Origin of the sequence: Massilia sp. UBA6681 (assembly GCF_002454935.1) — a bacterium.
Lineage (GTDB): Bacteria > Pseudomonadota > Gammaproteobacteria > Burkholderiales > Burkholderiaceae_D > Telluria > Telluria varians.
In genome coordinates, this window is sequence record NZ_DKJX01000079.1 from 73,710 (window position 1) to 99,722 (window position 26,013).

General features: G+C 65.9%; 25 protein-coding genes. 3 read left to right on the plus strand and 22 right to left on the minus strand.

The genetic code is table 11. From position 1 onward, the window contains the following. The first annotated feature begins 119 nt into the window (after positions 1–119). Positions 120–587 carry a DciA family protein gene (locus tag B2R83_RS13305; RefSeq protein WP_036210868.1) on the plus strand — a complete coding sequence of 156 codons (468 nt, stop codon included), beginning with the start codon at positions 120–122 and terminating at the stop codon, positions 585–587. Between the two features lie 197 nt (positions 588–784). On the opposite strand, the gene lpxC is transcribed toward B2R83_RS13305, so the two are convergent. The 19 genes from lpxC to mraZ form a co-directional block, all read right to left on the minus strand. Beyond that, complete coding sequence (gene lpxC / locus B2R83_RS13310; RefSeq protein WP_027867860.1) at positions 785–1,720, minus strand: UDP-3-O-acyl-N-acetylglucosamine deacetylase; 936 nt, start codon at positions 1,718–1,720, stop codon at positions 785–787. A 49-nt stretch (positions 1,721–1,769) separates the two neighbouring features. Continuing rightward, the gene (locus tag B2R83_RS13315; protein WP_292042150.1) at positions 1,770–2,612 is read right to left on the minus strand and encodes a DMT family transporter; all 843 of its coding nucleotides are present in this window, start codon (positions 2,610–2,612) and stop codon (positions 1,770–1,772) included. 35 nt (positions 2,613–2,647) lie between these two features. Next, positions 2,648–3,097 carry a GNAT family N-acetyltransferase gene (locus B2R83_RS13320; RefSeq protein WP_292042062.1) on the minus strand — a complete coding sequence of 150 codons (450 nt, stop codon included), beginning with the start codon at positions 3,095–3,097 and terminating at the stop codon, positions 2,648–2,650. Positions 3,098–3,145: 48 nt separating this feature from the next. After that, the gene (locus tag B2R83_RS13325) at positions 3,146–3,649 is read right to left on the minus strand and encodes a peroxiredoxin (protein WP_036210860.1); all 504 of its coding nucleotides are present in this window, start codon (positions 3,647–3,649) and stop codon (positions 3,146–3,148) included. 127 nt (positions 3,650–3,776) lie between these two features. Continuing rightward, the gene (gene ftsZ / locus B2R83_RS13330) at positions 3,777–4,973 is read right to left on the minus strand and encodes a cell division protein FtsZ (RefSeq protein ID WP_027867864.1); all 1,197 of its coding nucleotides are present in this window, start codon (positions 4,971–4,973) and stop codon (positions 3,777–3,779) included. Positions 4,974–5,151: 178 nt separating this feature from the next. Next, complete coding sequence (gene ftsA / locus B2R83_RS13335; RefSeq protein ID WP_209587903.1) at positions 5,152–6,384, minus strand: cell division protein FtsA; 1,233 nt, start codon at positions 6,382–6,384, stop codon at positions 5,152–5,154. Between the two features lie 13 nt (positions 6,385–6,397). After that, complete coding sequence (locus B2R83_RS13340; protein ID WP_292042071.1) at positions 6,398–7,222, minus strand: cell division protein FtsQ/DivIB; 825 nt, start codon at positions 7,220–7,222, stop codon at positions 6,398–6,400. 6 nt (positions 7,223–7,228) lie between these two features. Then, a complete protein-coding gene (locus B2R83_RS13345) occupies positions 7,229–8,203 on the minus strand; it encodes a D-alanine--D-alanine ligase (protein ID WP_292042078.1) in 975 nt (324 codons plus the stop codon). Between the two features lie 3 nt (positions 8,204–8,206). Continuing rightward, complete coding sequence (gene murC, locus B2R83_RS13350) at positions 8,207–9,595, minus strand: UDP-N-acetylmuramate--L-alanine ligase (RefSeq protein ID WP_292042082.1); 1,389 nt, start codon at positions 9,593–9,595, stop codon at positions 8,207–8,209. Next, entirely contained in the window at positions 9,595–10,689 is a 1,095-nt protein-coding gene (gene murG / locus B2R83_RS13355) for an undecaprenyldiphospho-muramoylpentapeptide beta-N-acetylglucosaminyltransferase (RefSeq protein ID WP_292042084.1), read from the minus strand. Before murG ends, murC begins: the two co-directional genes overlap by 1 nt. Then, positions 10,686–11,903 (minus strand): putative lipid II flippase FtsW, encoded by a 1,218-nt coding sequence (ftsW, locus tag B2R83_RS13360; protein ID WP_036210845.1) that lies wholly within the window; start codon positions 11,901–11,903, stop codon positions 10,686–10,688. Before ftsW ends, murG begins: the two co-directional genes overlap by 4 nt. Further along, the gene (murD, locus tag B2R83_RS13365; RefSeq protein ID WP_292042091.1) at positions 11,903–13,402 is read right to left on the minus strand and encodes a UDP-N-acetylmuramoyl-L-alanine--D-glutamate ligase; all 1,500 of its coding nucleotides are present in this window, start codon (positions 13,400–13,402) and stop codon (positions 11,903–11,905) included. The genes ftsW and murD overlap by 1 nt, the downstream gene beginning before the upstream one ends. 14 nt (positions 13,403–13,416) lie before the next feature. Further along, positions 13,417–14,586, minus strand: coding sequence for a phospho-N-acetylmuramoyl-pentapeptide-transferase (gene mraY / locus B2R83_RS13370; protein WP_027867872.1), 1,170 nt, complete (start codon positions 14,584–14,586; stop codon positions 13,417–13,419). 1 nt (position 14,587) lies between these two features. Then, positions 14,588–15,955 carry a UDP-N-acetylmuramoyl-tripeptide--D-alanyl-D-alanine ligase gene (locus tag B2R83_RS13375; protein WP_292042100.1) on the minus strand — a complete coding sequence of 456 codons (1,368 nt, stop codon included), beginning with the start codon at positions 15,953–15,955 and terminating at the stop codon, positions 14,588–14,590. Continuing rightward, on the minus strand, positions 15,955–17,475 hold the full coding sequence (locus B2R83_RS13380) for a UDP-N-acetylmuramoyl-L-alanyl-D-glutamate--2,6-diaminopimelate ligase (protein ID WP_292042103.1): 1,521 nt from the start codon (positions 17,473–17,475) through the stop codon (positions 15,955–15,957). Before B2R83_RS13380 ends, B2R83_RS13375 begins: the two co-directional genes overlap by 1 nt. Further along, positions 17,475–19,250, minus strand: coding sequence for a peptidoglycan D,D-transpeptidase FtsI family protein (locus B2R83_RS13385; RefSeq protein WP_292042107.1), 1,776 nt, complete (start codon positions 19,248–19,250; stop codon positions 17,475–17,477). The genes B2R83_RS13380 and B2R83_RS13385 overlap by 1 nt, the downstream gene beginning before the upstream one ends. Continuing rightward, on the minus strand, positions 19,247–19,519 hold the full coding sequence (ftsL, locus tag B2R83_RS13390) for a cell division protein FtsL (RefSeq protein ID WP_027867876.1): 273 nt from the start codon (positions 19,517–19,519) through the stop codon (positions 19,247–19,249). The genes B2R83_RS13385 and ftsL overlap by 4 nt, the downstream gene beginning before the upstream one ends. Next, on the minus strand, positions 19,516–20,511 hold the full coding sequence (gene rsmH / locus B2R83_RS13395) for a 16S rRNA (cytosine(1402)-N(4))-methyltransferase RsmH (RefSeq protein WP_285381931.1): 996 nt from the start codon (positions 20,509–20,511) through the stop codon (positions 19,516–19,518). Before rsmH ends, ftsL begins: the two co-directional genes overlap by 4 nt. Beyond that, positions 20,498–20,926 carry a division/cell wall cluster transcriptional repressor MraZ gene (gene mraZ / locus B2R83_RS13400; protein WP_027867878.1) on the minus strand — a complete coding sequence of 143 codons (429 nt, stop codon included), beginning with the start codon at positions 20,924–20,926 and terminating at the stop codon, positions 20,498–20,500. Before mraZ ends, rsmH begins: the two co-directional genes overlap by 14 nt. A gap of 467 nt (positions 20,927–21,393) precedes the next feature. Between mraZ and B2R83_RS13405 the strand changes: the two genes are divergently transcribed. Beyond that, positions 21,394–22,344 carry an AAA family ATPase gene (locus B2R83_RS13405; protein ID WP_292042112.1) on the plus strand — a complete coding sequence of 317 codons (951 nt, stop codon included), beginning with the start codon at positions 21,394–21,396 and terminating at the stop codon, positions 22,342–22,344. On the opposite strand, the gene B2R83_RS13410 is transcribed toward B2R83_RS13405, so the two are convergent. The 3 genes from B2R83_RS13410 to B2R83_RS13420 form a co-directional block, all read right to left on the minus strand. Beyond that, positions 22,341–22,580: a hypothetical protein gene (locus B2R83_RS13410; RefSeq protein ID WP_292042114.1), complete on the minus strand. Its 240-nt coding sequence runs from the start codon at positions 22,578–22,580 to the stop codon at positions 22,341–22,343. The genes B2R83_RS13405 and B2R83_RS13410 overlap by 4 nt on opposite strands. 76 nt (positions 22,581–22,656) lie before the next feature. After that, complete coding sequence (locus B2R83_RS13415; protein WP_209587892.1) at positions 22,657–22,917, minus strand: hypothetical protein; 261 nt, start codon at positions 22,915–22,917, stop codon at positions 22,657–22,659. Between the two features lie 45 nt (positions 22,918–22,962). Further along, positions 22,963–23,514, minus strand: a complete 552-nt coding sequence (locus B2R83_RS13420; RefSeq protein WP_292042117.1) for a DUF6622 family protein — start codon at positions 23,512–23,514, stop codon at positions 22,963–22,965. A gap of 298 nt (positions 23,515–23,812) precedes the next feature. Here B2R83_RS13420 and B2R83_RS13425 point away from each other — a divergent pair, with 298 nt between their 5' ends. Continuing rightward, positions 23,813–26,005 carry a hypothetical protein gene (locus B2R83_RS13425; protein ID WP_292042120.1) on the plus strand — a complete coding sequence of 731 codons (2,193 nt, stop codon included), beginning with the start codon at positions 23,813–23,815 and terminating at the stop codon, positions 26,003–26,005. Positions 26,006–26,013 lie beyond the last annotated feature (8 nt).

Below are 26,013 nucleotides of genomic sequence, written 5' to 3' on the forward strand. Positions count from 1 at the left end.
CTGCGCGTGCACCACGCGCCACGTTCCCAGGGCCCCTCGCCCGCGCACGGGCGGCGAATATGGTATGTTGCGGGCATAGCGAACCCGCTCTTCTCCCTTTTTCCTGTCCCTGTTTACCAGTGCATATCTACGGTACCAAGAACCGGCAGACCTCGATCGTCGCGACGGATTTCCTGCGCAAGAACGACCGCATGGCCAGCCTCCTGCCCGCCGCGATGCGGATGGCGCGCCTGCAGTCCGACTGCGCCGCCATCCTGCCCGTCATGGCCGGAAATACCGACGTGATCTCGTTCCAGGACGGGGTGCTGGTGCTGGCCGTGCCGAGTTCCGCCGTCGCGGCAAGGATGAAGCAGATGCTGCCCAAGCTGCAGTCGGCGCTGGCGCAGCGCGGCTGGGCGGTGGAGTCGGTCAAGCTGAAGGTGCAGGTGGCGCGCGCCATGCCGGACGACAAGCCGCAGATGCGCACCCTGGAGCTGCCGAAGACGGCGGTGCAGGCCTTCGAGGAACTGGCCGAGTCGCTGGAGGACAGCAGCCAGAACAAGGATCTGGTGGCGGCGTTGAGGAGGTTGGCGGAGAGGCGGAAGTAGTTCCTTGCTTCTTTGGCTAAACGACACGCTAGCGGTTTGCCGCTAACTTGGGTACCGGCCTTCGCCGGTACGACGTACTATTGCTAGTGGCAACATGTAACGATCGTTTACTCCACCGCCCTAAAAACCGTCGTTCCGGCGAAGGCCGGAACCCAATTTCTGCATGCACGCCATAAGACTGAGCGTGCACCACAGAATCACATCTGCGCCCACTCCCGCGTCATCTGCCGCAGGTAGGACGGCGGCGCCTCGCTCAGCGAATCGAACTCCACCCACTCGTAGGCATCCGGCGTTGCCAACAGCTTGCGCAGCAGTTCGTTGTTGAGCGCATGGCCCGACTTGTGGGCCGTGTAGCTGGCCAGCAGCGGGTGGCCCACGATATACAGGTCGCCGATCGCGTCGAGGATCTTGTGGCGCACGAACTCGTCCTCGTAGCGCAGCCCGTCCGCATTCAGGATGCGGTACTCGTCCATCACGATCGCGTTCTCCAGCGAACCGCCGCGCGCCAGGCCCATGCCGCGCAGGGTTTCCACGTCCTGCATGAAGCCGAAGGTGCGCGCCCGCGCCACGTCGTGCACGTAGGAGACGTCGCCGAAATCCACCGAGGCGCGCTGCATGGTGCCGTCCACGGCCGGGTGGTTGAATTCGATGAAGAAGTCGAGCTTGAAGCCGTCGTAGGGCGACAGGCGCGCCCACTTCTCGTTCTTGCCCTCACCTTGGCGGATCTCGACGTCCTTCAGCACGCGGATGAACCGCTTCGGCGCATCCTGCTCTTCCAGGCCGGCCTGCTGCAGCAGGAACACGAAGGAAGCCGCCGAGCCGTCCATGATCGGGATCTCTTCGGCCGTCACGTCCACGGTCAGGTTGTCGATGCCGAGGCCGGCGCAGGCCGACATCAGGTGCTCGACGGTGGAGACGCGCGCGTTATCCTTGATCAGGACCGTGGCCATGCGGGTCTCGCCGACCACGTCGGCCGCGCTCGGAATGGCGACGATGGGGTCGTAATCGACGCGGCGGAAGGTGATGCCGGCGCCCGGCGGCGCCGGACGCAGGGTCAGTTCGACCTTGGTGCCCGAATGGACGCCGACACCGGTGGTGCGGACGACCTGTTTGATGGTTCGTTGTTTCAGCATCCGGCGATTATAGCCCAGCGCTTATTGGCCCGCTGAGGCCATGCCGTCCTTACGGATGATCCGACTCCACGTGCACTTTTTCGTGGCGAATCAGATACATACCGCTGCCGATGATGATCGCCGCGCCCACCACCGTCCAGCCGTCCGGCAGGGTTTGCCACAGCATCCAGTCGATGCCGACCGCCCAGGCCAGGGCCGTGTACTCGAAGGGCGCCACGCTCGAGGCATCCCCCTTGGCGAAGGCTTCGGTGATGGCCAGCTGGCCGATGAAGCCGCTCAAGGCCAGGCCCAGCAACAGCGGGATATCGCTCATACGCATCCCGACCCAGCCCGGCGCCGCCAGCAAGCCGGCGCCGATCGACATCATGACCATCAGCCAGAACACCATGTGCTCGCTGCGGTCGGTCCTGGCCAGGATGCCGACCGTGATCGCCGAGACCGCATACATCGCGGCCGCCCCCAGCACGGCCAGGCCGCCGATGGTGAGGAAGCCGGCGCCGCTCGGGCGCAGCACCACCAGCACACCGCACAGTCCAACGGAGATGGCAATCCAGCGGGGTACGTCGACGCGCTCCTTCAGGAACCATACGGAGAGCGCTGTGATGATCGCCGGCGCGATGAAGAAGATCGTGTAGGCCTCGGCCAGCGACAGCTTGCGGATGCCGAAGGCGAAGAAGCTGAGCATGGCGATGCCGAGCACCGCGCGCAGGATATGCAGCGGCCAGCGGATGCGGAAGATGTCGCCGTAGCCGACCTTGATGCCGACGTAGACGGCGATCAGCGGCAGCGAGGTGAGCGAGCGCAGCGCGGCCACCTGGATCGCCGGGTAACTCTGCGAGAGCAGCTTCATCATCGTGTCCATCAGCGCGAACATGAACACGGCCAGCACCATCGCGTAGATGCTGTACAGGTTGCCGGCGGGCCGCTTCACAAGTGCTTTTCCATGAACAGGCTCAAGGGGTCGGGCTGGTAGTCGCCGAAGGCGTCGCGGCGCACGAAGCCCATCCGCTCGTACAGGGCGATCGCTTCCGGCTGGTGGATGCCGGTTTCCAGCCTCAGGACCTGCAGTCCCGACATGCGCGCGAACATCACCAATTGCTCCAGCAGCTTGCTGCCGATGCCGCGGCCGCGGCCCGCTTCCTCGACATACATGCGTTTGACTTCGCCATAGGCGCCGCGATTGGCGAGCGCCGCGCAGCCGACCGCCGCTCCTGTCACGTCGCGCGCGACCAGGAACAGCACGTCGCCGGCCAGCAGCGACGCAATGTCCATCAGGTGGTTGGACTCAAGCGGGTACAGCGACGCACAGTAGGCGTCGAGTTGTTCCAGCATGGCCCGCACTTCGGGCTGGTCAGGAGATTCGGCGTTGATGATCATGATTGAAAAACGGCGCCGCAGCGCCGTTTGCACAGGGTAGCGGGCAGTTTAGCCCAGTTGTTCCAGCATCTTTTCGGCGCTCGAGACTTCGAAGCCGGCGGTTTCCACGTTCAGCTGCTTGACGACGCCGTCTTCGACCAGCATCGAGTAGCGCTTGCAGCGGGTGCCCATGCCGTGCTTCGAGAAGTCGGCGTCCAGGCCCAGGGCCTTGGAGTAGTCGGCGTTACCGTCGGCCATCATGCGCACGATGCCGGTGGCCTTCTGGTCGCGGCCCCAGGCGCCCATCACGAAGGCGTCGTTCACCGAGATGCACCAGATCTCGTCCACGCCCTTGGCCTTCAGCGCCTCGGCATTCTTCACGAAACCCGGCACGTGCTGGGCCGAGCAGGTCGGGGTGTAGGCGCCTGGCAGGCCGAAGATGACGATCTTCTTGCCCTTCGCCAGTTCAGCAACCTGGAACGTGTTCGGGCCCAGCGAGCAGCCGGCGGTTTCGGTTTCGATGAATTCCGACAGGGTGCCTTCCGGCAGGCGGTCGCCGATCTGGATGGTCATGGGGTGTGCTCCTTCAGTTTTGAGAATCTGGCAATTATCGCCGATGTAGCGACGGTCTGCAGGAAGCGACGTCAGAAAGCAGAAGGGCCAGCTAGTGCTGGCCCTTCTTTATTCAGCTAATCCTGAATCAGTCAGCCTGCTTGCGCAGGAAGGCCGGGATGTCGTAGGTCTCGACGCCGTTGCGCTGCATCGCCTGCACCTGCTCGGATGCCTGCTCGCGGCGCCACACGGCCGGCTGCTTCATGCCGCCCATGGCGTCGCCGCCTGCGTGGCCCATGGTCAGGCCGCCGGCCACGGTCGAGGCGCCAGCCATGACCGGGGCGTTGTAGGTGCCGGTCTTGAGCATCTGCTGCGGCTGCACCAGCTGCATCTTCTTGTTCTTGCCCAGGCCGGTCGCGACCACGGTCACGCGCAGCTCGTCGCCCATCGCGTCGTCGTAGGCGATGCCCTGTGCGATCGAGGCGTCCGGCGCCGCGAAGGCGCGCACGGCGGCCATGACTTCCTTGATCTCCTTGCCCTTCAGGCCACGGCTTGCGGTCACGTTGACCAGCACGCCCTTGGCACCCGACAGGTCGATGCCGTCCAGCAGCGGCGACGCCACGGCCTGCTCGGCGGCGATGCGCGCACGGTCCACGCCCGACGCGGTCGCGGTGCCCATCATGGCCTTGCCCTGCTCGCTCATGATGGTCTTCACGTCGTTGAAGTCGACGTTGATGTGGCCCGGCACGTTGATGATCTCGGCGATACCGGCGACGGCGTTGTTCAGGACGTCGTCGGCGTGCTTCATCCAGTCGAGCATCGATTCGTCTTCGTAGATGTCTTCCAGCTTTTCATTGAGGATGACGATCAGGGAGTCGACGTGCTTGGTCAGCTCTTCCAGGCCCGCTTCCGCGACCTGCATGCACTTGTCGCCTTCGTAGGAGAACGGCTTGGAAACCACGGCAACGGTCAGTGCGCCCATGGTCTTGGCCACTTCGGCGACGATCGGCGCGGCGCCGGTGCCGGTGCCGCCGCCCATGCCGGCGGCGATGAAGACCATGTGCGCGCCGCGCAGCGCGTCTTCGATGCGCGAACGCGACTGCTCGGCGAGCTGGCGGCCCACTTCCGGGCGCATGCCCGCGCCCAGGCCGGATTCGCCGATCTGGATGATGTTGTTTGCGCTCGAAACGGCAAGTGCCTGCGCATCCGTGTTTGCGGCGATGAACTCGACACCGGACACACCCTTGTTGATCATGTGCTGAACCGCGTTGCCGCCGGCGCCGCCGACGCCGACAACTTTGATAACGGTTCCCAGTGCTGCGTTATCGACCATATCGAACTCCATATCGAACTCCCAATTTTCAAGTTGCCGCTTCCGTTTCAAGACTGGTGCCAGGCCCCTGGCAGAGCCCTGAAACCGGAAGTAGCGATTGTATTTAAAAAATCTTTACCCGTGAACGCTTTGTTGCTGACGTACTGAAAAAATTCACGCCTTGCCCGACTGTTAATCCCTGCTCTCGCTTCTAGAAGTTCCCCGCTATCCATTCCTTCATGCGCTGCCACACTGCCTTCACCGAACCATCCTGACGCGTGACGATGTGTCCGCGCAGGTACTGCTTCTTCGCTTCCAGCAGCAGGCCGAGCACCGTGGCGTAGCGTGGGCTGCGCACGACGTCGGCCAGCTGGCCGCGGTAATCCGGCGTGCCGAGGCGCGCCGGTTTGAGGAAAATGTCTTCGGCCATCTCGATCATGCCCGGCATGATCGAGCTGCCGCCGGTGAGCACGATGCCCGACGAGAGCACGCCCTCGTAGCCCGACTCGCGCACCACCGTGTGCACCATCGCGAACAGCTCTTCGACGCGCGGCTCGATCACGGCCGCCAGCGCCTGGCGCGACAGGGCGCGCGGCCCGCGGTCGCCCAGCCCCGGCACCTCGAGCGTCTCGCCCGGGTCGGCCAGCACCTGCTTGGCCACGCCGTAGCGGATCTTGATGTCCTCGGCTTCGCCGGTCGGCGTGCGCAGCGCCATCGCGATGTCGCTGGTGATCTGGTCGCCGGCGATCGGCAGCACGGCGGTGTGGCGGATCGCGCCATCCGCGTACACGGCGATGTCGGTGGTGCCGCCGCCGATGTCGATCAGGACCACGCCCAGTTCCTTTTCGTCGACCGTCAGCACGGAGTCGGCCGAGGCAATCGGCTGCAGGATCAGGTCCGAGACCTCGAGCCCGCAACGGCGCACGCACTTTACAATATTCTGGACCGCGGATACCGCACCGGTGACGATGTGCACGCGCACTTCCAGGCGGATGCCGCTCATGCCGATCGGCTCGCGCACGTCTTCCTGGTTGTCGACGATGAATTCCTGCGGCACCGTGTGCAGCAATTGCTGGTCGGTCGGGATGTTGACCGCCTTGGCGGTCTCGATCACGCGCGCCACGTCGGTGGCGGTGACTTCCTTGTCCTTGATCGCAACCATGCCACTCGAATTGAACGAACGGATATGGCTGCCGGCGATGCCAGCATAGACGTTGCGGATCTTGCAGTCGGCCATCAGCTCCGCTTCCTCGAGCGCGCGCTGGATCGACTCGACGGTGGCCTCGATGTTCACGACCACGCCCTTCTTCAATCCTTTCGACTCGTGCTGACCGAGGCCGATCACCTCGTGGCGTCCGTCGGACATCACTTCGGCCACGACCGCCACCACCTTCGAGGTGCCGATGTCGAGGCCGACGATCAGGTTCTTCGCGTCTTTAGTCATTGCTGTTGCCTGCTTATGTTTGCTTGGTTGTTTTGTTGGGTTGATTCGGTTTTTTCTTCACCGGCTTTACTGGTTTACTGGCGTCGTCCGGCACCGAAAGCAGAGCCGAGGACAGCGCCAGGCCGTTCGGGTAGCGCATGTCGATGGTGTCGATGCGCCCTTCCTGCAGCCGCGCGACCAGCTGCGGGTAGACGCCCACCAGCCGCTGCACGCGCTTCTTCAGCGTGTCCTTGTCCTGCTCGCGCCCCAGGGCCACGCTCATGCCGTTGTCCAGCTTCACGGTCCAGGCATACCGGTCGGACAGCGACAGCGCCATCGGCGCCAGCTGCACCGGCGCAAACAGCGAACGCAGTTCGGTGAAGCGGGCCAGCACTTCCTTCTCGCTGCCGCGTGGGCCGCTGAAGGCCGGCAGCTCGTGGTCGTCGTCGGCCTCGGCCAGGTTGGCGGTAAACACGTCGCCCTTGACCGACAGCAGGCGGCCATCCTCGCCCCAGGTGCCCAGCGCCTCGTGCTCTTCCACCTCGACGATCAGCTGGTCCGGCCATTCGCGGCGCACGGTGGCGCGCCGCACCCAGGGCACGGTCTCGAACGTCGCCCGCACCCCTTCCAGGTCCGTGGTGAAGAAGTTGCCGCGGATCTTGCCGATCACGCCGTTGCGCACCGTGAGTTCGTTCACGTGGCGCAGCGGCAGCTGGTACATGCTTTCCACCGTCACCGCGCGCAGCGAGAACATGGGGAGCTGCGACAGCCACCACACGCCGGACCCGATACAGGCGAGCACCACCAGCGCCACCAGGCTGCTGGCGGTTGCGTTGAGGGCGCGGACGTCATGCCACATGCGTTCTTATCCCTCTACCTTCTTCGCCATTTTCAGGCGGGCGGAGGCGAGGATCTCCAGGCACAGGTCCTCGTAGCCGATGCCCACCGCGCGCGCTGCCATCGGCACCAGCGAGTGCGAGGTCATGCCCGGCGAGGTGTTCACTTCCAGCAGGAAGGGACGCATGTCTTCCTTGCGCACCAGCACGTCGATCCGGCCCCAGCCCTCGCAGCCGAGCGCGCGGTAGGCGTTCACGGCGTGGCGCTGGATCTCTTCCGTCAGGGCCGCATCCAGCTGCGCCGGGCAGTGGTACTGGGTGTCGTCGGTGAAGTACTTGTTCTGGTAGTCGTAGTTGCCTTCCGGAGCCACGATCTCGACGATCGGCAGGGCGCGGGCAAGCTTGCCGGTGCCCAACACGGCGACGGTGAACTCCCGCCCGGTAACGAATTCCTCGGCCAACACCACCGGGTCGAAGCCGATGGCCAGGTCGACGGCGGCCTTCAGCTCGTCGGCCTTGTTCACCTTGGTGATGCCGATGGTCGACCCTTCGAGCGGCGGCTTGACGATCATCGGCAGGCCGAGCGCCACCAGGACTTCGTCGAGGTCGGTGGACGGATCGATCGCCATGTAGTCCGGCGTCGGGATCTCGTCCATCTTCCAGATCTTCTTGGTGGTGATCTTGTCCATGCCGACCGCGGACGCCATCACGCCGCTGCCGGTGTAGGGAATGCCGAGCTGCTCGAGCGCGCCCTGCAGGCTGCCGTCCTCGCCGTAGCGGCCGTGCAGCGCGATGAAGACACGGTCGAACTTCTGCTCGGCCAGTTCGGCCAGGCTCTGGGTGCCCGGATCGAAGGGGTGGGCATCGACGCCACGCGATTTCAGGGCGTTCAGGACGCCGGTGCCGGACATGATCGACACGTCGCGTTCGGCGGAGCGGCCGCCGAACAGCACGCCGACCTTGCCGAAGGATGCCGGATCAAAGGTGGGAGTAGTTACGTTCACGATTCAGGCCTTTGCATTGGTCAGTTGTTGCGGGACGCCGCTGATCGAGCCGGCGCCCATGGTGAGGACGACGTCGCCGTCACGCGCCACGTTCATGATGGCGGCGGGCATGTCGGCGATCGCCTCCACGAAAATCGGTTCCAGCTTGCCGCCGGTGCGCAGCGCGCGCGCCAGAGCGCGGCCGTCGGCGGCCACGATCGGCGCTTCGCCGGCGGCGTAGACGTCGGCCAGCAGCAGCACGTCCGGGGTCGCCAGCACCTTCACGAAGTCCTCGAACAGGTCGCGCGTGCGGCTGTAGCGGTGCGGCTGGAAGGCCAGCACCAGGCGCCGGCCCGGATAGGCGGCGCGCGCGGCGGCCAGGGTCACCTCGGTCTCGACCGGATGGTGGCCGAAATCGTCCACCAGGGTGAAGCTGCCGCCGCCGGGGATGGCCACTTCGCCGTAGCGGGTGAAGCGGCGGCCGACGCCGCTGAAATTCTGCAGGCCCAGGTTGGTCGAGACGTCGTCGATGCCGATCTCGCGCGCGATCGCGACTGCCGAGCAGGCATTGAGCACGTTGTGCATGCCCGGCTGGTTCAGCACGAATTTGGTATCCGGGTAGCCCTGCTGGCGCACCGTAAAGTGCATCTGCACGCCTTCGGCGTGGGCGTCGATGGCGCGCACTTCGGCGTCCGGCGAGAAACCGTAGGTCGTCACCGGCTTGGTCACCTGCGGCAGGATGGCGCGCACGTGCGGGTCGTCGATGCACATCATCACCCGGCCGTAGAACGGCAGGCGGTGGGTGAAGTTCACGAACGCGGCCTTCAGCTTCTCGAAGTCGTGCTCGTAGGTGTCCATGTGGTCGGCGTCGATGTTGGTGATCACCTCGATCATCGGCGTCAGGTTCAGGAAGGAGGCATCCGACTCGTCGGCCTCGGCCACGATGTAGTCGCCCGAGCCCAGTTTGGCGTTGGCGCCGGCCGCGGTCAGGCGCCCGCCGATGACGAAGGTCGGATCCAGGCCGCCCTGGGCCAGCACCGAGGCCACCAGGCTGGTGGTGGTGGTCTTGCCGTGGGTGCCGGCAATCGCGATGCCGCGCTTCAGGCGCATCAGCTCGCCGAGCATGATCGCGCGCGGTACCACCGGCACCTTGGCGGCGCGGGCAGCGACCACTTCCGGATTGGCTTCGTTGACCGCGGTCGAGGTCACGACCACGTTGGCGCCGACCACGTGTTCGGCCGAGTGGCCGGTGTACACGCGGGCGCCCAGTTCACTCAGGCGCTGGCTGGCGGCATTGCTCGACAGGTCGGAACCCGACACGTTGTAGCCGAGGTTGAGCAGCACTTCGGCGATGCCGCTCATGCCGCTGCCGCCGATGCCGACGAAATGGATGTTCTTGATCTTGTGCTTCATTATTTGCTCATCCCGGCCAGTTGCTCCAGTTCGCGCGCGATTGCCTCGTTCGCATCGCGCTTGCCCACTTTGTGCGCCGCCTGCGCCATTGCCAGGCAGTCAGCGCGCGTTGTCGTTTGCAGCAGGCTTGCCAGCCGCTGCGGATCCAGTTCGCCCTGCGGCAAATGCACCGCCGCCTTCTGTTCGTGCATCCAGATCGCGTTGTCGCGCTGGTGGCTGGTGGTGCTGGCCACGAAAGGCACCAGCACGCTGGCCACGCCGGCCGCGGTCAGTTCCGAGACCGTGATGGCGCCGGCGCGGCAGATCACCAGGTCGGCGTTCGCATAGCTTGCGGCCATGTCGTCGATGAAGTCGACCACGTTTGCCTGCACCCCGGCGGCCGCATAGGCGGCGCGCAGCGCGTCGATGTTCTTCTTGCCCGACTGGTGGGTCACGATCGGGCGCGTGGCCGGATCGATTTGCGCCAGCGCGGCCGGCACGCTGTCGTTCAGCACCTTCGCGCCCAGGCTGCCGCCGACCACCAGCACGCGCAGCGGCCCGCTGCGGCCGGCGAAACGCGCGGCGGGCAGAGGCAGATCGAGGATCTGCTGGCGCACCGGATTGCCGGTGACGACCGCCTTGCCGGTCGCCGCGCCGAAATCGGCCGGGAAGCCGAACAGCACCCGGCTGGCGATCGGGGCCAGGGTCTTGTTCGACAGCAGGAGCGCCGCATCGGCATTCACCAGGGCCAGCGGGATGTTGCGCGTCTTCGCCATCATCCCGCCCGGCACCGTGACGTAGCCGCCCATGCCCAGCACGACATCGGGTTTGCGCTGGCCGAGATAGCGGCGGCAGGCGGCGAAGGCGCCCAGCATCTTGAAGGCGCCCTTGATGGTGTGGCCCAGGCCCTTGCCGCGCATGCCGGCGAAGTCGATGCTGTCCATCGGGATGCCGGCCTTCGGCACCAGCTCGGTTTCCATGCCGTGGGCGGTGCCCAGCCACGAGACCTCCCAGCCGCGCGCGCGCATGGTCTGCGCGATCGCGATGCCGGGGAAGATGTGGCCGCCGGTGCCGGCGGCCATGATCATCAGGCGCTTCCTCATTGGCGTACTCATGTCCGCCCTCCCCGCATGCGCACGCGGTTCTCGTAGTCGATCCGCAGCAGGATGGCCAGGCCAATGCAGTTGAACATCACGCCCGAACCGCCAAAGCTCATCAGCGGCAGGGTCAGGCCCTTGGTCGGCAGCAGGCCGAGGTTGACGCCCATGTTGATGAAGGTCTGCGCGCCGATCCAGATCCCGACGCCCTTGGCGACCAGGCCGGCGAAGATCTGGTCGAGGGCAATGGCCTGGCGGCCGATGTCGAAGGCGCGCTTGACCAGCCAGTAGAACATCGCGATCACGACGAGCACGCCGACCAGGCCGAGTTCCTCGCCGATCACGGCCATGATGAAGTCGGTATGCGCTTCCGGCAGGTAGAACAGCTTCTCGACGCTGCTTCCCAGGCCCACGCCGAAGAATTCGCCGCGCCCGAAAGCGATCAGGGAATGCGTCAACTGGTAGGCCTTGTCCAGCGCATGGCCGTCGGCCCACGGGTCGAGGTAGGCGAACATGCGCGCGCGGCGGAACGGCGACAGCGCGATGATCGCGCTGAAGATCAGCACCAGCAGCGCGCCGATGCCCCCGAACCAGACGATATTGATCCCGCCCAGGAACAGAATGCCCATGGCGATGCAGACGATCACGCCGAAGGCGCCGAGGTCCGGTTCCAGCAGCAGCAGGCCGCCCACCAGTCCGATCGCGACCATCATCGGCAGGAAGCCCTTGGTCAGCTTGTGCATGTATTCCTGCTTGCGCACCGTGAAATCGGCCGCGTACAACACTACCGCGATCTTCATGATCTCGGACGGCTGCAGCTGCATGACCTTCAGCGGCAGCCAGCGGCGCGCACCGTTGACGGACACGCCGATGCCCGGGATCAGCACGATCACCAGCAGGAACAGCGTGCCGATGAACATCATCGGCGCGTACTTCTGCCACACCGCGACCGGCACCTGGAACACGACGGCCGCGGCCACCATCGAGACGATGATGTACATCATCTGGCGGTACAGGAAGTATTCGTTCTTGTCGTTCAGGTAGGCGAACTTGGGCGAATCCGGCAGCGCGATCGAGGCCGAGTACACCATCACCAGGCCGAACATCATGAGCAGCACGGTGACCCAGACCAGCAGCTGGTCGTAATCCATCATCTTCGACGGACGGCTGCGCGCCGCGATGCTTGCATCGCTGCTGGAGCCGGAGAACTTGAACGGAAGCTGGAAGGCCATCAGATCTCCTGCCCCTTCTCCAGCGCCAGCTCGCGCACGGCGTCGACGAACACCTGCGCGCGGTGCGCGTAGTTGGTGAACATATCGAGGCTGGCGCAGGCCGGCGACAGCAGCACGGCGTCCCCAGGGCGCGCCAGGCCGGCGGCGCGGCGCACCGCTTCCGGCAGGCCAGGCAAATCGAACACCGGCACGCCGCTCGGCTCGATCGCGGCGCGGACCGCCGGCGCATCGCGGCCAATCAGGAGCACGGCGCGCACGTAGCGCGAAGCGGGCAATGCCAGCGGCGCGAAGTCCTGGCCCTTGCCGTCGCCGCCGGCGATCAGGAGGATCTGCTGGTCTTCGCCGGCAAAGGCCTTACCGAGGCCTTCGAGCGCGGCGACCGTCGCGCCGACGTTGGTGCCCTTGCTGTCGTCATAGAAATCGACGCCGTCGATGTTCGCGACCAGTTCCACGCGGTGCGGCTCGCCCGCGTATTCGCGCAGGCCGTGCAGCAGCGGGGCCAGCGGCAGGCCGCAGGCGCGGCACAGGGCCAGCGCGGCCAGCGCGTTCGAGGCATTGTGCAGGCCGCGGATTTTCAGCGCATCGGCCGGCATCAGGCGGCTCACGCTCACCTCGACCGGCGGGGCGACCTCGCCCTTCTTCAATTTCTTGGGCGGCTCGTCGTCGAGCGCCACGGCGTTGGCGAGCCACAGCACGCCGCGTTCGTTGACCAGTCCGAAGCTGTTCGGATCCGACGGCTCGTCGGTACCGAAGGTATAGGTTGGCGTGTCGACGGCCGTCATGCGCATGACGATCGCGTCGTTCCGGTTCAGCACGCGCACCGTGTCGGAACCAAAAATGCGCGCCTTGTCCGCGGCATAGGCGTCCATGCTGCCGTGCCAGTCGAGGTGGTCCTGGGTCACGTTCAGCACCGTGGCCGCATCGGCCTGCAGGCTGAAGGTGGTGTGCAGCTGGAAGCTCGACAGCTCGAGCACCCAGGCCTGCGGCAGGTCTTCGCCATCCAGGCATTCGCGCAGCACGTCGAGCGCGGCCGGGCTGATGTTGCCGGCCACGCGGGTCGACAGGCCGGCGCGCCGGCACAGCAGGCCGGTCAGGCTCGTCACCGTCGTCTTGCCGTTGGTGCCGGTGATGGCGATGACTTTCGGAGAATATGCGCGTTGCGCGCGCAGGTGCGCGAGCGCCTGCGCGAACAGCTCGATCTCGCCCCATACCGGGATGTTGCGCGCGCGCGCCTGCGGTGCCACCTGCGCGAGTTCGCGCTCCGGCGCCAGGCCCGGGCTGACGGCCACGAAGTCCATGCCGTCGAGCAGGGACTCGCCGAACTCGCCACCGACGAACTCCGCGTTCGGCACCGCCTGACGCAGCGCGAACAGGCGCTGCGGCTCGGTGCGCGTGTCGGCCACGCGCACGCGCGCCCCGCAACGTGCCAGCCATTGCGCCATTGCCAGCCCGGATTCACCCAGGCCCAGCACCAGTGCGGATTTGCCTTCGTAGTTCATTCTTTAGCGTAGCTTCAGCGCAGTTTTAAGGTGGACAGGCCGACAAGGACCAGCATCATCGTCACGATCCAGAAGCGGACCACGACCTTGGTCTCCTTCCAGCCCTTTTGTTCGAAATGGTGGTGCAGCGGCGCCATCAGGAACACGCGGCGGCCGGCGCCGTAGCGCTTCTTGGTGTACTTGAACCAGGTGACCTGGATGATCACCGACAGGGTTTCGGCCACGAACACGCCGCCCATGATGAACAGGACGATTTCCTGGCGCACGATGACGGCGATGGTGCCGAGCGCGCCGCCCAGCGCCAGCGCGCCGACGTCGCCCATGAACATCTGTGCGGGGTGCGCGTTATACCAGAGGAAGGCCAGGCCCGCGCCCGCCATCGCGCCGCAGAAGATCAGCAGTTCGCCGGCGCCCGGGATGTAGGGGATGAACAGGTACTTCGCATAGGTCACGCTGCCGGTGAGATAGGCGAACAGGCCGAGGGCGGCGCCGACCATCACGGTCGGCATGATCGCCAGGCCATCCAGGCCGTCGGTGAAGTTGACCGCGTTCGAGGAACCGACGATCACGCAATAGGTCAGCGCGATGAAACCCCACACGCCCAGCGGGTAGCTGATCGACTTGAAGAAGGGCACGATCAGGTCTGCTTTAGGAGGCAGGGTCATCGAGAAGCCCGACTGCACCCAGGCGTAGAACAGCTGCAGCACTTCCCACGGGTTCGCGGCCGAGACCGAGAACGCCAGGTACAGGGCCGATGCGATGCCGATCAGCGACATCCAGAAGTATTTCTCGCCCGAACGCATGCCTTCCGGGTCCTTGTAGACCACCTTGCGGTAGTCGTCGACCCAGCCGACGGCGCCGAAGCCCATGGTCACCACCAGCACCGGCCAGATCAGGCGGTTCGACAGGTCGCACCACAGCAGGGTCGAGACGCCGATCGAGATCAGCACCAGCACGCCGCCCATGGTCGGGGTGCCGTGCTTGGCCAGGTGGGTCTGCGGGCCATAGGTGCGCACCGCCTGGCCGACCTTCATGGCGGTCAGCTTGCGGATGACGGCCGGGCCGCAGACCAGGCCGATGGCTATCGCGGTGATGGTCGCGAAGACCGCGCGGAACGTGATGTAGTTGAACACGCGCAGCGGACCGATGTAGTCCTGAAAATATTGGGCTAGCCAGAGAAGCATGTCAGTGGGCGTCCTTACTCATAGTTGATCCGGTCAGGTGCTGGACCGCGCGCTCCATCTTCATGAAGCGCGAGCCCTTCACCAGCACAGTCGCTTTCCTATTGCCGCCCAGTGTTGAATCCAGTGCTGCCAATAATTCGTCGAACTGCTCGTAATGCCGTGCTCCCGACGCCGTCATGTGACGGGCCAGTTCACCAGTGGCGAGCACGTGTTCGATGCCACGCGCCTGAGCGTAAGCACCGACTTCTTCGTGAAACTCCTTACCTTGCGTGCCGACTTCGCCCATGTCGCCGACCACCAGGATGCGCGGGGCCTCATACGCCGCCAGCACGTCGATCGCGGCGCGCATCGAGTCGGGATTCGCGTTGTAGGTGTCGTCGATGACGGTCGCACCAATGGCGGCCTGCTTGCGCTGCAGGCGGCCGCCGACCGGGGCGAAACTTTCCAGGCCGCGCACGATGGCCTCGACCGGGATGCCCGCCGCCAGCGTGCTGGCGATCGCGGCCAGCGCGTTGCGTACGTTGTGGTCGCCCGCCGCGGCCAGGTTCAGCGCGAACTGCTGGCCGCGTGCGTCGACTTGCAGCGCGTTGCCGAAACCGGTCGAGGTGTAGGTCGCGCGCACGTCGCATGCGTCGCCCAGGCCGAAAGTCAGCACTGGGCACGGCGCCAGGCCGCGCCACAGCGCAGTATAGGTGTCGTCGCCCGGGAACACCGCGACGCCGTCGCTCGGCAGCGCCTGCAGCACCGAGCCGTTCTCGCGCGCCACCGCTTCCACGGTGTGCATGAATTCCTGGTGCTCGCGCTGGGCGTTGTTCACCATCGCCACGGTGGGCGCGGCGATGGCGGCCAGGCGGGCGATCTCGCCCGGATGGTTCATGCCCATCTCGATCACGGCGGCGCGATGCGCTTTCCCCAAGCGGAACAGGGTCAGCGGCACGCCGATCTCGTTGTTCAGGTTGCCCTGGGTCGCCAGGCGGGCGTCCTCGCCGACGGCGGCGGCCAGGATGGAGGCGATCATTTCCTTGACCGTGGTCTTGCCGTTCGAGCCGGTCACGCCGATCACCGGGATGTCATGCTGCGTGCGCCAGGCATTGGCGATGCGGCCCAGCGCCACCAGGGTATCCGGCACCACGATCGCAGGCAGGGTCCAGCCCTCCGGCAGCGCGTGCACGACCACCGCCGCGACGCCACGCCCGGCGACCTGGCCGAGGAAGCTGTGCGCATCGAAGGTCTCGCCCTTGAGGGCGACGAACAGCGCGCCGGCGGGCGCGGTGCGGCTGTCGGTCGACACGCCCTCGAAAGCGGCGTCGCCGCCCGCGAGCCGTGCGCCCGGAATCGCGGCGACCAGTTGTGCAAGCGTACCGCGCATCAGTGGGTCCTCATCATGGTGAGCCGCGCGGTCAATGCCAGCGAAGCGTGGTCGGCATCGGAGAACGGGAGCTTCTTGCCCTTGATTTCCTGGTAGGGCTCGTGGCCCTTCCCTGCCAGCAGGATCACGTCCTGCTTGCCGGCATTCTTCACGGCCAGCAGGATCGCGGTGGCGCGGTCTTCCACGGCCTGGTATTCCTTTTCGATGCCGGCAACGACCTGGGCGATGATGCTGGCCGGCTCTTCGCTGCGCGGGTTGTCGCTGGTGACCAGGATGTGGTCGGCGGCCTGCGCCACGGCGCCCATCTGCGGGCGCTTGCCCGGGTCGCGGTCGCCGCCGCAGCCGAACACGCACCACAGCTGGCCGCCGCGCTCGTCGGCCACCTGGCGCAGGGCTTGCAGCGTCTTTTCCAGCGCGTCCGGGGTATGCGCGTAGTCGATCACGACCATCGGCGCATCCTGGCCGCCGATCTGCTGCATGCGGCCCGGGGCCGGCGCCAGCGCCTCGACGGCATCCACCGCGCTCTTCAAGGACACGCCCTTGGCCAGCAGCGCGCCCAGCACCGCCAGCGCGTTGCTGACGTTGAAGTGGCCGACCAGACGGGTCTTCACGACCGAGGTGCCGGCCGGGCTGTCGACCGTGAAGTCGGTGCCCGCGTGGCGGCTGCGCATGTTCGAGGCGCGCAGGATGGCGACGCCGTCGATGGCCGGCTGCCCGGCCTCGCTCCCGAGCGTGTAGCCGGTCACCGGAAGCGCCGGGAAATTCGTGCGCAGGTGCGCCACCAGGCGCAGGCCGGCCGGGTCGTCCAGGTTGACCACGGCATGCTTCAGGCCTTCCCACTCGAACAGCTTCAGCTTGGCGGCCTCGTAGTCTTCCATCGTGCCGTGGAAGTCGAGGTGGTCGCGGGTCAGGTTGGTGAAGATGGCGACGTCGAAGTGCATGCCGGCGGCGCGCTCCTGCACCAGGCCGATGGACGAGACCTCGATCGCCAGCGCGCCGACATCCTGGGCACGCAGCTCGCCCAGGGTCTGCGCCAGCAGCACGGCGTCCGGCGTGGTGTAGCCGGTGGCGTCGAACTGCGGTTCCGCCCCTTTCTTCACGATGCCGACACCCAGGGTGCCGATCACGGCGGCGGTCTCGCCCAGGCGCGCGAGTGCCTGCCCGGTCCACACCGCACAGGAAGTCTTGCCGTTGGTGCCGGTCACGCCGACGGTGAACATGCCGGCGTCCGGATGCTGCAACACGCCGTGGGCGATCGGACCCAGGTTCTTCTTCAGCTTGGCCACGCCGAGATGCGCGATGTCGTGCGCCACGTCCCAGCTGTAGCCGTCTTCTTCATACACGACGGCGGCCGCGCCGGCGGCAAGCGCCGCGGCGATGTAGCTGCGTCCGTCCGAGGCTTCGCCCGGATAGGCGAAGAACACGTCTCCCTGCGCCACGCGGCGGGAGTCGGAAACGAGTCGGCCGCCTGGAGCGGCGGCGCGAATCCACTGGCAGATGTCGTTCAGGCTCATCGCCATCACAAATCCTCCTCTACCGGTTCGTCCGGAATGATGATGTCGGTGATCGATGAGTCGGGCGGCACGTTCGCGGCCCGCAAGGCATTCGAGGCCAGGTCCGCGGCGGTCGGCGCCGCGACGCTGCCGCCTGTTCTGAGGGCCCCGCGCGGGTTGTCGATCATGACCGCGATGACGAAGCGCGGCTTGGACATCGGCGCGATGCCGACGAAGTAGCCGATGTTGTCGGTCTTCGAGTAACGGCCGTTGACGATCTTTTCGGCGGTGCCGGTCTTGCCGCCCACGCGGTAGCCGGCCACCCTGGCGCGCGTTGCGGTACCGCCCGGCTCCACGACCGATTCCAGCATGGTGCGCACCTTGGCCGCGGTCTCGGGCGAGATCACCTGCTGGCCGACCGGCTCTTCGGTGACTTTCAAAAAGGAGAGCGGGATGATGTCGCCGTCGCGCGCAAACACCATGTAGGAGCGCGCCAGCTGCAGCAGCGACACCGACAGGCCGTGGCCGAAGGACATGTTGGCGTATTCGATCGGCTTCCAGGATTTCCATGGACGCACGCGGCCGGCGACGGCGCCCGGGAAGCCGAAGCGCGGCGCCTGGCCGTAGCCCAGCTTGGTGTACAGCTCCCACATGTCCTTCGGTTCGAGCATCTGGGCGATCTTGACGGTGCCGACGTTCGAGGACTTCTGGATGATGCCGCTGGTCGTCAGGGCGTCCTTCGGATGCATGTCGCGGATCGGGCGGCCGCCCACGACGATGCGCCCGCCGGAGGTGTCGAACACGGTGTCAGGGGTGATCTTCTTCTTTTCCAGGCCGAGCGCCACCGTGACCGGCTTGAGGGTCGATCCCGGCTCGAAGGTGTCGGTGATGACGCGGTTGCGCAGCTGGGCGCCGGTCAGGCCGGCGCGGTCGTTCGGGTTGTAGGTCGGGTAGTTGGCCATCGCCAGCACTTCGCCGGTGTGCACGTCCAGCACCACGGCGCCGCCGGCCTGGGCGTTGAACTTCTCGACCGCGTTCTTCACGCTGGTGAAGGCGATGTACTGCAGCTTGCTGTCGACCGACAGGGTCAGGTCCTTGCCGTGGTGCGGTTCGCGGAACATGCCCAGGTCTTCGGCGATGTGGCCGAGGCGGTCGCGGATGACGCGACGGCTGCCCGGCACGCCGTTCAAGGACTTCTGGTGGAACAGCTCCATGCCTTCCTGGCCCTTGTCCTCGACGTTGGTGAAGCCCACCATGTGGGTCATCACTTCGCCCTGCGGGTAGTAGCGCTTGTATTCCTTGCGGGTGTCGATGCCGTCGATCTTGAGCTTCTCGATCTGCTCGACCTTGTCCATCTCGACCTGGCGCTTCAGGTACACATAGCTGCGCTTCGGATCGAGCTTGGTGCGCACCTCGGAGAGCGGCATGTCGAGCAGGCGCGCCAGTTCGGCCAGCTTGTCGGCAGGCGCGTTCAGCACTTCTTTCGGGAAGGCGGCCACCGCCTTCACCGGCAGCGAAGAGGCCAGCACCTGGCCGTTGCGGTCCATGATCTTGCCGCGCGCGGCCGGCAGTTCGACCAGGCGCTCGTAGCGGCTCTTGCCCTGTTTCTGCAGGAACTGGGTGGACACGCCCTGCAGCCAGAGCGCGCGCACGGCCAGCGCGGCAAAGGCCGCGAACAGCACGAACAGCACCAGGCGCGAGCGCCAGTTCGGCACGTTCACGGCCAGGACCGGGCTCTTCGAGAAAGCCACGCCCTTGGACGCGGCCACCCGCGAGGTGCTGCGACGTTCGGCGCGGCTCATTTCGCCCCTTCCGTCAGGTACTGGGTACGGGCCGGAGTGAGCGGCGACATGTTCAGGCTGTTGCGCGCGATCTGCTCGATGCGCTCGTTCTTGCCGAGCGTGGACTGGTCGAGCTGGAGCTGGGCCCAGTCGATCTCGAGCTGGCGCGAATGCTGGTTCAGGCGTTCGAGTTCGATCAGGAGGTGGCGCGACTGGTAGCGCGCGTTCACCACCGACAGCGCGCAGCCGACCACGGCCACCGTCAGGACGATGTTCAGCTTGACGCTCATGCAGCGCTTTCCTGACGATTGCCCAGGCGTTCGGCCACGCGCAGCACCGCCGAGCGGGCGCGCGGGTTGGCCTCGACCTCGAGGTCGGATGGCTTGGTCTTGGTGATCAGTTTCATCAGGGGCTGCGGCAGGTCGACAGCGCGGATCGGCAGCCGGCGGTCCGGCTGCTCCACTTTGGCCTTGGACGCGAGGAATTGCTTGACCATGCGGTCTTCCAGCGAGTGGAAGCTGATCACGGACATGCGCGCCCCCGGCGCCAGCATCGCGTAGGCGGCGCTCAGACCTGCTTCGAGGTCTTCAAGCTCTTTATTGATGAAAATCCGGACAGCCTGAAAGGTCCGGGTTGCCGGATCTTTGCCCTTTTCGCGAGTCTTGACCGTGTCTGCCACGATTGCGGCAAGCTCTCGTGTGGTCGAAATTGGCTGGATTGCGCGGCGAGCAACAATCGCCTTTGCAATCTGGAAAGCAAACCGTTCTTCTCCATAATCCCGAATAACCTTTTCCAGTTGTTGTTGCGTCGCGGTGGCCAGCCATTCGGCCGCCGACATCCCGCGCGTGGTGTCCATGCGCATGTCGAGCGGTCCATCCTGGCGGAAACTGAATCCGCGGGAGGCGTCGTCCACCTGGGGCGACGAAATACCAAGGTCCAGCAAGATGCCGTCCACCTGGCTGATGCCGCGCGCGGCAAGCGCGTCGATCATCGTGGCAAAACTGTCATGCACGATCGTGAAACGGGGGTCCTGCACTGCCGCCGCGGTGGCGATCGCCTGCGGATCCTTGTCGAAGGCGACCAGGCGGCCCTGCGGGCCCAGTCGGGACAGGATCAGGCGGCTGTGGCCCCCACGGCCGAACGTGCCATCTATATATGTACCGTTGATGCGCTCGCCGGTCAGGTCGAGTGCGTCGACTGCTTCATCCAGCAGCACCGTGCGATGCTGAAAAGCTCCAGGCACCGTGTTTGTTTCCGTCATCGGCGCCTCAGAAGGAGAAATTGGAAAGGACATCGGGCATGCCGCCGGCAACAGCTTCGGCTTCGCTTTCGGCAAGCTTGGCGGCATCCCAGATTTCGAAATGGGTGCCCATGCCCAACATCATGACTTCTTTCTCCAAACCCACGGCGGCGCGCAACTCGGGCGAAATCAGTACCCGGCCTGCGCTGTCCAGCTCGACATCGCACGCGTTACCAAGGAAAATGCGCTGCCACGCACGGGCCGACATCGGCCAGGCCGCGATCTGCTCGCGATGCTGCTCCCACACCGGGCGCGGGAAGAACAGCAGGCAGCCGTGCGGATGCTTCGTCAGCGTCATCCGGCCCTCGCACTGCACCGCAAGGGCGTCACGATGCTTTGCCGGGATCGACATCCTTCCTTTAGCATCGAGATTGATCGCTGACGCGCCCTGGAACACGTATTTACCTAGCTTGGAGAATTATCAATTTAGAATTTTTTGGCCGCCTGGGGTTCCAAAACTCCCCCACAAATCGACACTTTTTCACACTGTTTCCCACTTTATTGGAATCAATGTTGGTGGTCAAGCGAATTCACGCTTGGCAAATCCGGATTTTTCTAATGAAACCAAGGACTTAGCGGCATCTATTGAGGCATCTCGAAGCTAAAATGTCTCGTAAATCAGTCACTTAGGAAACAACATGAAGGTTGGACCTCAGTTGTAATGACAAGCTTTCCGTTTGATCAACGTCACGTCATGACGTCGTCTTTTTTTATGGAAACTAAATTGCCGCACAGAATTAGTGGCTTGGGATTGGCGGCGCTCGGCTGGAAGCGTTAGGATCGGGGCATGGCGAAGACCCATCCGGCCAAGGCCCGCTCGGCAGGATGGGAGCCGGATGGGGGCGGGCGACCTGGGAGAAAGCCGTGAGCATTACACTCGCCCGTACCTGCGCGGTCTACGACCTGATCGAAGTCCAGGAAGCGCTCGACCGCAGCCGCGGCCGCTCCCCGGAACTCGAAGCGTTCTACGAGCGCATGCTGGAGACCGGGGCCGACCGCTTCGTCACCAAGCCCTCATCGATCGATGCCCTCGATCCCCTGTTCGAGGAATGCCCCAATTTCGACGAAGTCCTGGACGACCTGGCGCGTTACCTGGCCTTGGCGCATGCGGGCGACCGCGGCGTCAACGTCATGCCGATCCTGCTGCTGGGCGGCCCCGGCGTGGGCAAGACCCACTTTGCGCGGCGCCTGGCCAGGGTGATGCAGACCGAGTGCGAGCTGATCAGCATGAATGCGCTGTCGGCCGGTTTCGTCATCACCGGCAGTTCGGCCAGCTGGCGCGGCGCCAAGTGCGGCAAGGTGGCCGAGCGCCTGGTGCGCGGGCAGTACGCCAATCCGGTGATCGTGCTGGACGAAGTGGAAAAGGCGAGCGGCTCCTCGCAATCCGATCCGCTGGCCGCCCTGTATCAGCTGCTGGAACCGGAAACGGCCAGCACCTTCCGCGACGAATTCATCGACGTCGAGATCGACGCTTCGCAGATCTTCTGGGTGCTGACCGCGAACTCGGTCGAAGGCATCCCGCATCCGCTGCTCAATCGCATGGCGGTGTACGAGGTACCGACCCCGACGCCGGAACAGGCGGCCGGCATCGCCCAGCGCATGTATGCCGGGCTGCTGGACGAACTGAACCTGGCGGCCTTCGACCCAAGACTGGGCGACGTGGTGCTGGACAAGCTGGTGAACGTGTCGCCGCGCGACCTGCGCAAGACCCTGCTCGATGGCCTGGGCCATGCGGTAGCGGCCGGACGCGAACGCGTGAGCGTGGACGATATCCGGATCAGGCCGACGCCGGGCAAGGGCCGGATCGGGTTTTAGGATCCCGGCGGCTCCCCTTTCTTCGCGCAGATCAAGATCAGCAGCGCGCCAAGCACGGCGACGTAGGCGAGGAAGATGCCGGTGCCGTAGGGCAGGACCAGGACCGATCCCGCGATCAGGAGCACGATGAAGCCCACAAAGACCGCCCAGCCCTGCCAGGTCAGCGGCGGGCCCCATCCCCATCCGTGTCCCGGTGGCTTGGCCGCGAACCAGTAGTCAGGCTTGGTGTTCTTCATCCTCGTCCATCCTTCGTTTGCATTCGGCAGATCATGCCATCTGCCGCAGGCTTGCAAACTCTCGGAATGTCACGCCTCAGCTCAGGTAGGCCTTGAGGACCGCGGCGCTGCGGTCCATGCCTTCCTTCAGGCGCTTCTCGGCATGCAGGGCGTAGTCGGCCGGCGCGGCGCCGCCCTGGCTGGCCGCCTTGGCCGACATGGCCTTGGCCGCGACGCCCAGGGCGACGACGGCCTGGTCCCAGGTCAGGCCCGAGGCCAGTGCGTCTTCCACCACGCGTGCGGCGAGTGTGCCGAGCTTGTCGATCAGCCGGGGATCGGTGTCTCCCAGTTTCAGCATGTTTTCTCCTGCGAATCGGCGAGCTGGGCGCCGCCGCTGCGGGGATCATACGGCATCGGCAATCGTGGACGGCACACCATTGGACTGCTCATGCGGGATGCGGCGGGCCGAGGCGATATCGCGCACCAGCTGGCCCAGGAAGTAGCCATTGCACAGGCCAAGGAGGCCGCACACAGTGGCCACGAAGATCGCCTGTCCTGCCATCTCGGGCAGGATCACCAGCACGACCGCCAGCACATACTTGATCGAGAATACCGCCAGCATCAGGGCGAGCGGCGTCCAGCTGCCGCGCAGTCGCACCCTCCCCGCGCCGGCGGCCGCGAGGACGCAGCTACGGCCAAAAGCCAGGCGCTGCAGCGTCAGGACAGCCGCGCCGAGCAGCCATGCCGGCATGGCCACGCTCGCCATGCCGAACTGGGTGGCGATGGCGTGCAGCGCCAGCACCAGCATGACCACCGGAACGATCGCCATCCGGGTGAGTGTCATGTCGCGCTCGCGCGCGGCCAGCACGCCCCGATAGACCAGGAAGGCGAGGATGGCCCAGACATACATTGGGGTCTTGATGAGGATCTGCTGCAGCATGACGGGCTTTCGCATGGTGGTCGATGCACGCCACCTTATCAGGGCGGGTAGTGCGCCGGCAGGTTTGCGACGACATGGCCGGTCGGCGGCGCCAGATGCGCGGAAAGCGGTGCGAAATGCGCCACGAAGGCGCGCTGCTCTTTGGTATAAATCTCCGACCAACTTCTTAGCGATAAGTTTTAGGCTAGACTGCCGGGCTCCGTACAATGACCCAGGCCTCCCTGGCCAAGCTCGACATGGCAGTTGTCCTACCCCTTATCGCTTCCACCGTCCACACCCGCATGGGAACATGCCGCGCCTGCGAGGCCCTGTCATGAACGCCCCGCTGGATCGCCACCTCCTGGATCTCGCCTCTCTTGCCGCCGAGGACCAGGCGCGTCATCCATGGCGCTTCTTTTCCGCCGGCGGTTTCACCCAGGTCCGCCTCGACACGGGCGCCGACTTCGTCAACCTCAAGCAGCTCGACCAGAAGCTGTGGGTCGCCCTTTCCTGTCCCGTCCAGGGCCTGGAATTCGACCGCCGCACCCTGGCGCTGATGGATACGGACAACGACGGACACATCCGGGCTCCGGAACTGATCGCCGCCATCGACTGGGCGGCGGCGCGGCTGGCCTCCCCCGATGTCCTGGCGCGGGGCGGCCCGCTGCCGCTGGCCGCCCTCGACATCGACAGCGAAGCGGGCGCGCGGCTCCTGACCTCGGCGCGCCACGTGCTGGACAGCCTGGGCAAGGGCGGCAGCGACAGCATCAGCGTCGAGGATGTCAGCGACAGCGACCGCATCTTTTCCGGCATGGCTTTCAACGGCGACGGCGTCATCACCGCCGCCGCCTGCGACGAGGCGTTGGAGCCGGTCTTCGCCGCCATCGTGGACACCCTGGGCAGCGTGCCGGATCGCAGCGGCGCGCCAGGCATCGACGGGGCGCGCGCCGACCGCTTCTTTACCGAAGCCGAAGCCTGGCTCGCCTGGCAGTCCCGCCCCCACGAAGACGCCACCCTGCTCCCCCTCGGCGCCGACACCGAATCCGCCTTCGCCGCCCTGGCCGCGATCCGGGTCAAGGCCGACGATTATTTCACCCGCTGCCGCCTGGCCGAGTTCGACCCACGGGCCGCGGAATTGATGAACGGCGCACCGGAAGAGATCCGCGCCGTCGGCGCCCGGAGCCTGACGGCAGACGACGCCGTCCTGGCGGCCCTGCCGATCGCCTACGTCCAGCCCGGCGGCGCGCTGCCGCTGGAGTCCGGCATCAATCCGGCCTGGACGGCGGCAGTGGCGGCCCTGCGCGACCAGGTGGTCCAGCCCCTGCTGGGAGACCGGGAAAGCCTGGGCGCCGGCGAGTGGGAGAACCTGAAGGACCGCTTTGCCGCCTACCAGGCCTGGCAGGCGGCCCGTCCGGAAACACCCCTGGCCAAGCTCGAGACCTCCCGCCTGCAAGCCTTCCTGGCCCCGGGCATCCGCGCCGCCATTGACGGGCTCCTGTCCCGCGACCTGGCCCTGGCCCCGGAAGCGGACGCCATCGCCGAGGTGGAACGCCTGGTGCGGTATGTGCGCGACCTGGAACAGCTGGCCAATAATTTCGTCTCCTTCCGCAACTTCTATAGTAGCGAGGACAAGGCCGTATTCCAGGCCGGCACCCTGTTCCTGGACGGCCGCAGCTGCGAGCTCTGCATCAAGGTACTGGACCCGGCGCGCCACGGGGTCCTGGCAAGCCTGTCCGGGGTCTACCTGGCGTATTGCGACTGTGTGCGCGCCGGCCAGAAGATGACGATCGCCGCCGCGTTCACCGCCGGCGATTCGGACCAGCTCATGGTCGGTCGCAACGGCATCTTCTATGACCGCGAGGGCAAGGACTGGGATGCCACCATCACCAAGATCGTGGACCACCCGATCAGCATCCGCCAGGCTTTCTGGGCGCCCTACCGCAAGGCCACCCGCCTGATCAGCGAGCAGATGGAGAAATTTGCCGCCACCCGGGCCAAGGGCGTGGACGACATGACGTCCAGGCTGGTCACCGAGGCCGGCAGCAAGGTCGAATCCGGCGCCAGGCCCGGACCTGCCCCCACGCCGTTCGACGCGGCGCGCTTCGCCGGCATCTTCGCGGCCCTCGGGCTCGCGATCGGCGCCATCGGCACCGCCCTGGCCTCGGTGGTCACTGGCTTCCTGGGCCTCAAGGGCTGGCAGATGCCGCTCGCGATGGTGGGCCTTTTCCTGGCGATCTCGGGTCCTTCCGTGGCGATGGCCTTCTTCAAGCTGAGGAACCGCAACCTGGGCCCCATCCTGGACGCGAACGGCTGGGCCGTGAACGCCCGCGCCCGCATCAACATCCCCTTCGGCACCGCGCTGACCCGCATGGCCAGGCTACCGGAAGGGGCGGAGCGCAGCCTGCGGGACCCCTACGTCGCACAAGGTACATCCTGGAAGCTCTACCTGGTGCTCGGGATGCTGGCCGCGGCTGCGCTGACCTGGCTTGGCTTCAACACCGGCGTGGGCGGCTTCAAGCTGTTCTGAACCACGCC

Bases quoted from the DNA above. Each gene is read 5' to 3' on its own strand.
- B2R83_RS13340 (WP_292042071.1), bottom strand. From the start codon at position 7,222: ATGTGGCATGACGTCCGCGCCCTCAACGCAACCGCCAGCAGCCTGGTG.
- B2R83_RS13325 (WP_036210860.1), bottom strand. From the start codon at position 3,649: ATGACCATCCAGATCGGCGACCGCCTGCCGGAAGGCACCCTGTCGGAA.
- B2R83_RS13320 (WP_292042062.1), bottom strand. From the start codon at position 3,097: ATGATCATCAACGCCGAATCTCCTGACCAGCCCGAAGTGCGGGCCATG.
- ftsL (WP_027867876.1), bottom strand. From the start codon at position 19,519: ATGAGCGTCAAGCTGAACATCGTCCTGACGGTGGCCGTGGTCGGCTGC.
- B2R83_RS13415 (WP_209587892.1), bottom strand. From the start codon at position 22,917: ATGCTGAAACTGGGAGACACCGATCCCCGGCTGATCGACAAGCTCGGC.
- ftsW (WP_036210845.1), bottom strand. From the start codon at position 11,903: ATGGCCTTCCAGCTTCCGTTCAAGTTCTCCGGCTCCAGCAGCGATGCA.
- ftsA (WP_209587903.1), bottom strand. From the start codon at position 6,384: ATGACTAAAGACGCGAAGAACCTGATCGTCGGCCTCGACATCGGCACC.
- B2R83_RS13420 (WP_292042117.1), bottom strand. From the start codon at position 23,514: ATGCGAAAGCCCGTCATGCTGCAGCAGATCCTCATCAAGACCCCAATG.
- B2R83_RS13315 (WP_292042150.1), bottom strand. From the start codon at position 2,612: ATGGTGCTGGCCGTGTTCATGTTCGCGCTGATGGACACGATGATGAAG.
- murD (WP_292042091.1), bottom strand. From the start codon at position 13,402: ATGAACTACGAAGGCAAATCCGCACTGGTGCTGGGCCTGGGTGAATCC.
- B2R83_RS13380 (WP_292042103.1), bottom strand. From the start codon at position 17,475: ATGGCGATGAGCCTGAACGACATCTGCCAGTGGATTCGCGCCGCCGCT.
- lpxC (WP_027867860.1), bottom strand. From the start codon at position 1,720: ATGCTGAAACAACGAACCATCAAACAGGTCGTCCGCACCACCGGTGTC.
- B2R83_RS13425 (WP_292042120.1), top strand. From the start codon at position 23,813: ATGAACGCCCCGCTGGATCGCCACCTCCTGGATCTCGCCTCTCTTGCC.
- B2R83_RS13375 (WP_292042100.1), bottom strand. From the start codon at position 15,955: ATGCGCGGTACGCTTGCACAACTGGTCGCCGCGATTCCGGGCGCACGG.
- murC (WP_292042082.1), bottom strand. From the start codon at position 9,595: ATGAAGCACAAGATCAAGAACATCCATTTCGTCGGCATCGGCGGCAGC.
- ftsZ (WP_027867864.1), bottom strand. From the start codon at position 4,973: ATGGAGTTCGATATGGTCGATAACGCAGCACTGGGAACCGTTATCAAA.
- B2R83_RS13385 (WP_292042107.1), bottom strand. From the start codon at position 19,250: ATGAGCCGCGCCGAACGTCGCAGCACCTCGCGGGTGGCCGCGTCCAAG.
- B2R83_RS13410 (WP_292042114.1), bottom strand. From the start codon at position 22,580: ATGAAGAACACCAAGCCTGACTACTGGTTCGCGGCCAAGCCACCGGGA.
- mraY (WP_027867872.1), bottom strand. From the start codon at position 14,586: ATGCTTCTCTGGCTAGCCCAATATTTTCAGGACTACATCGGTCCGCTG.
- murG (WP_292042084.1), bottom strand. From the start codon at position 10,689: ATGAGTACGCCAATGAGGAAGCGCCTGATGATCATGGCCGCCGGCACC.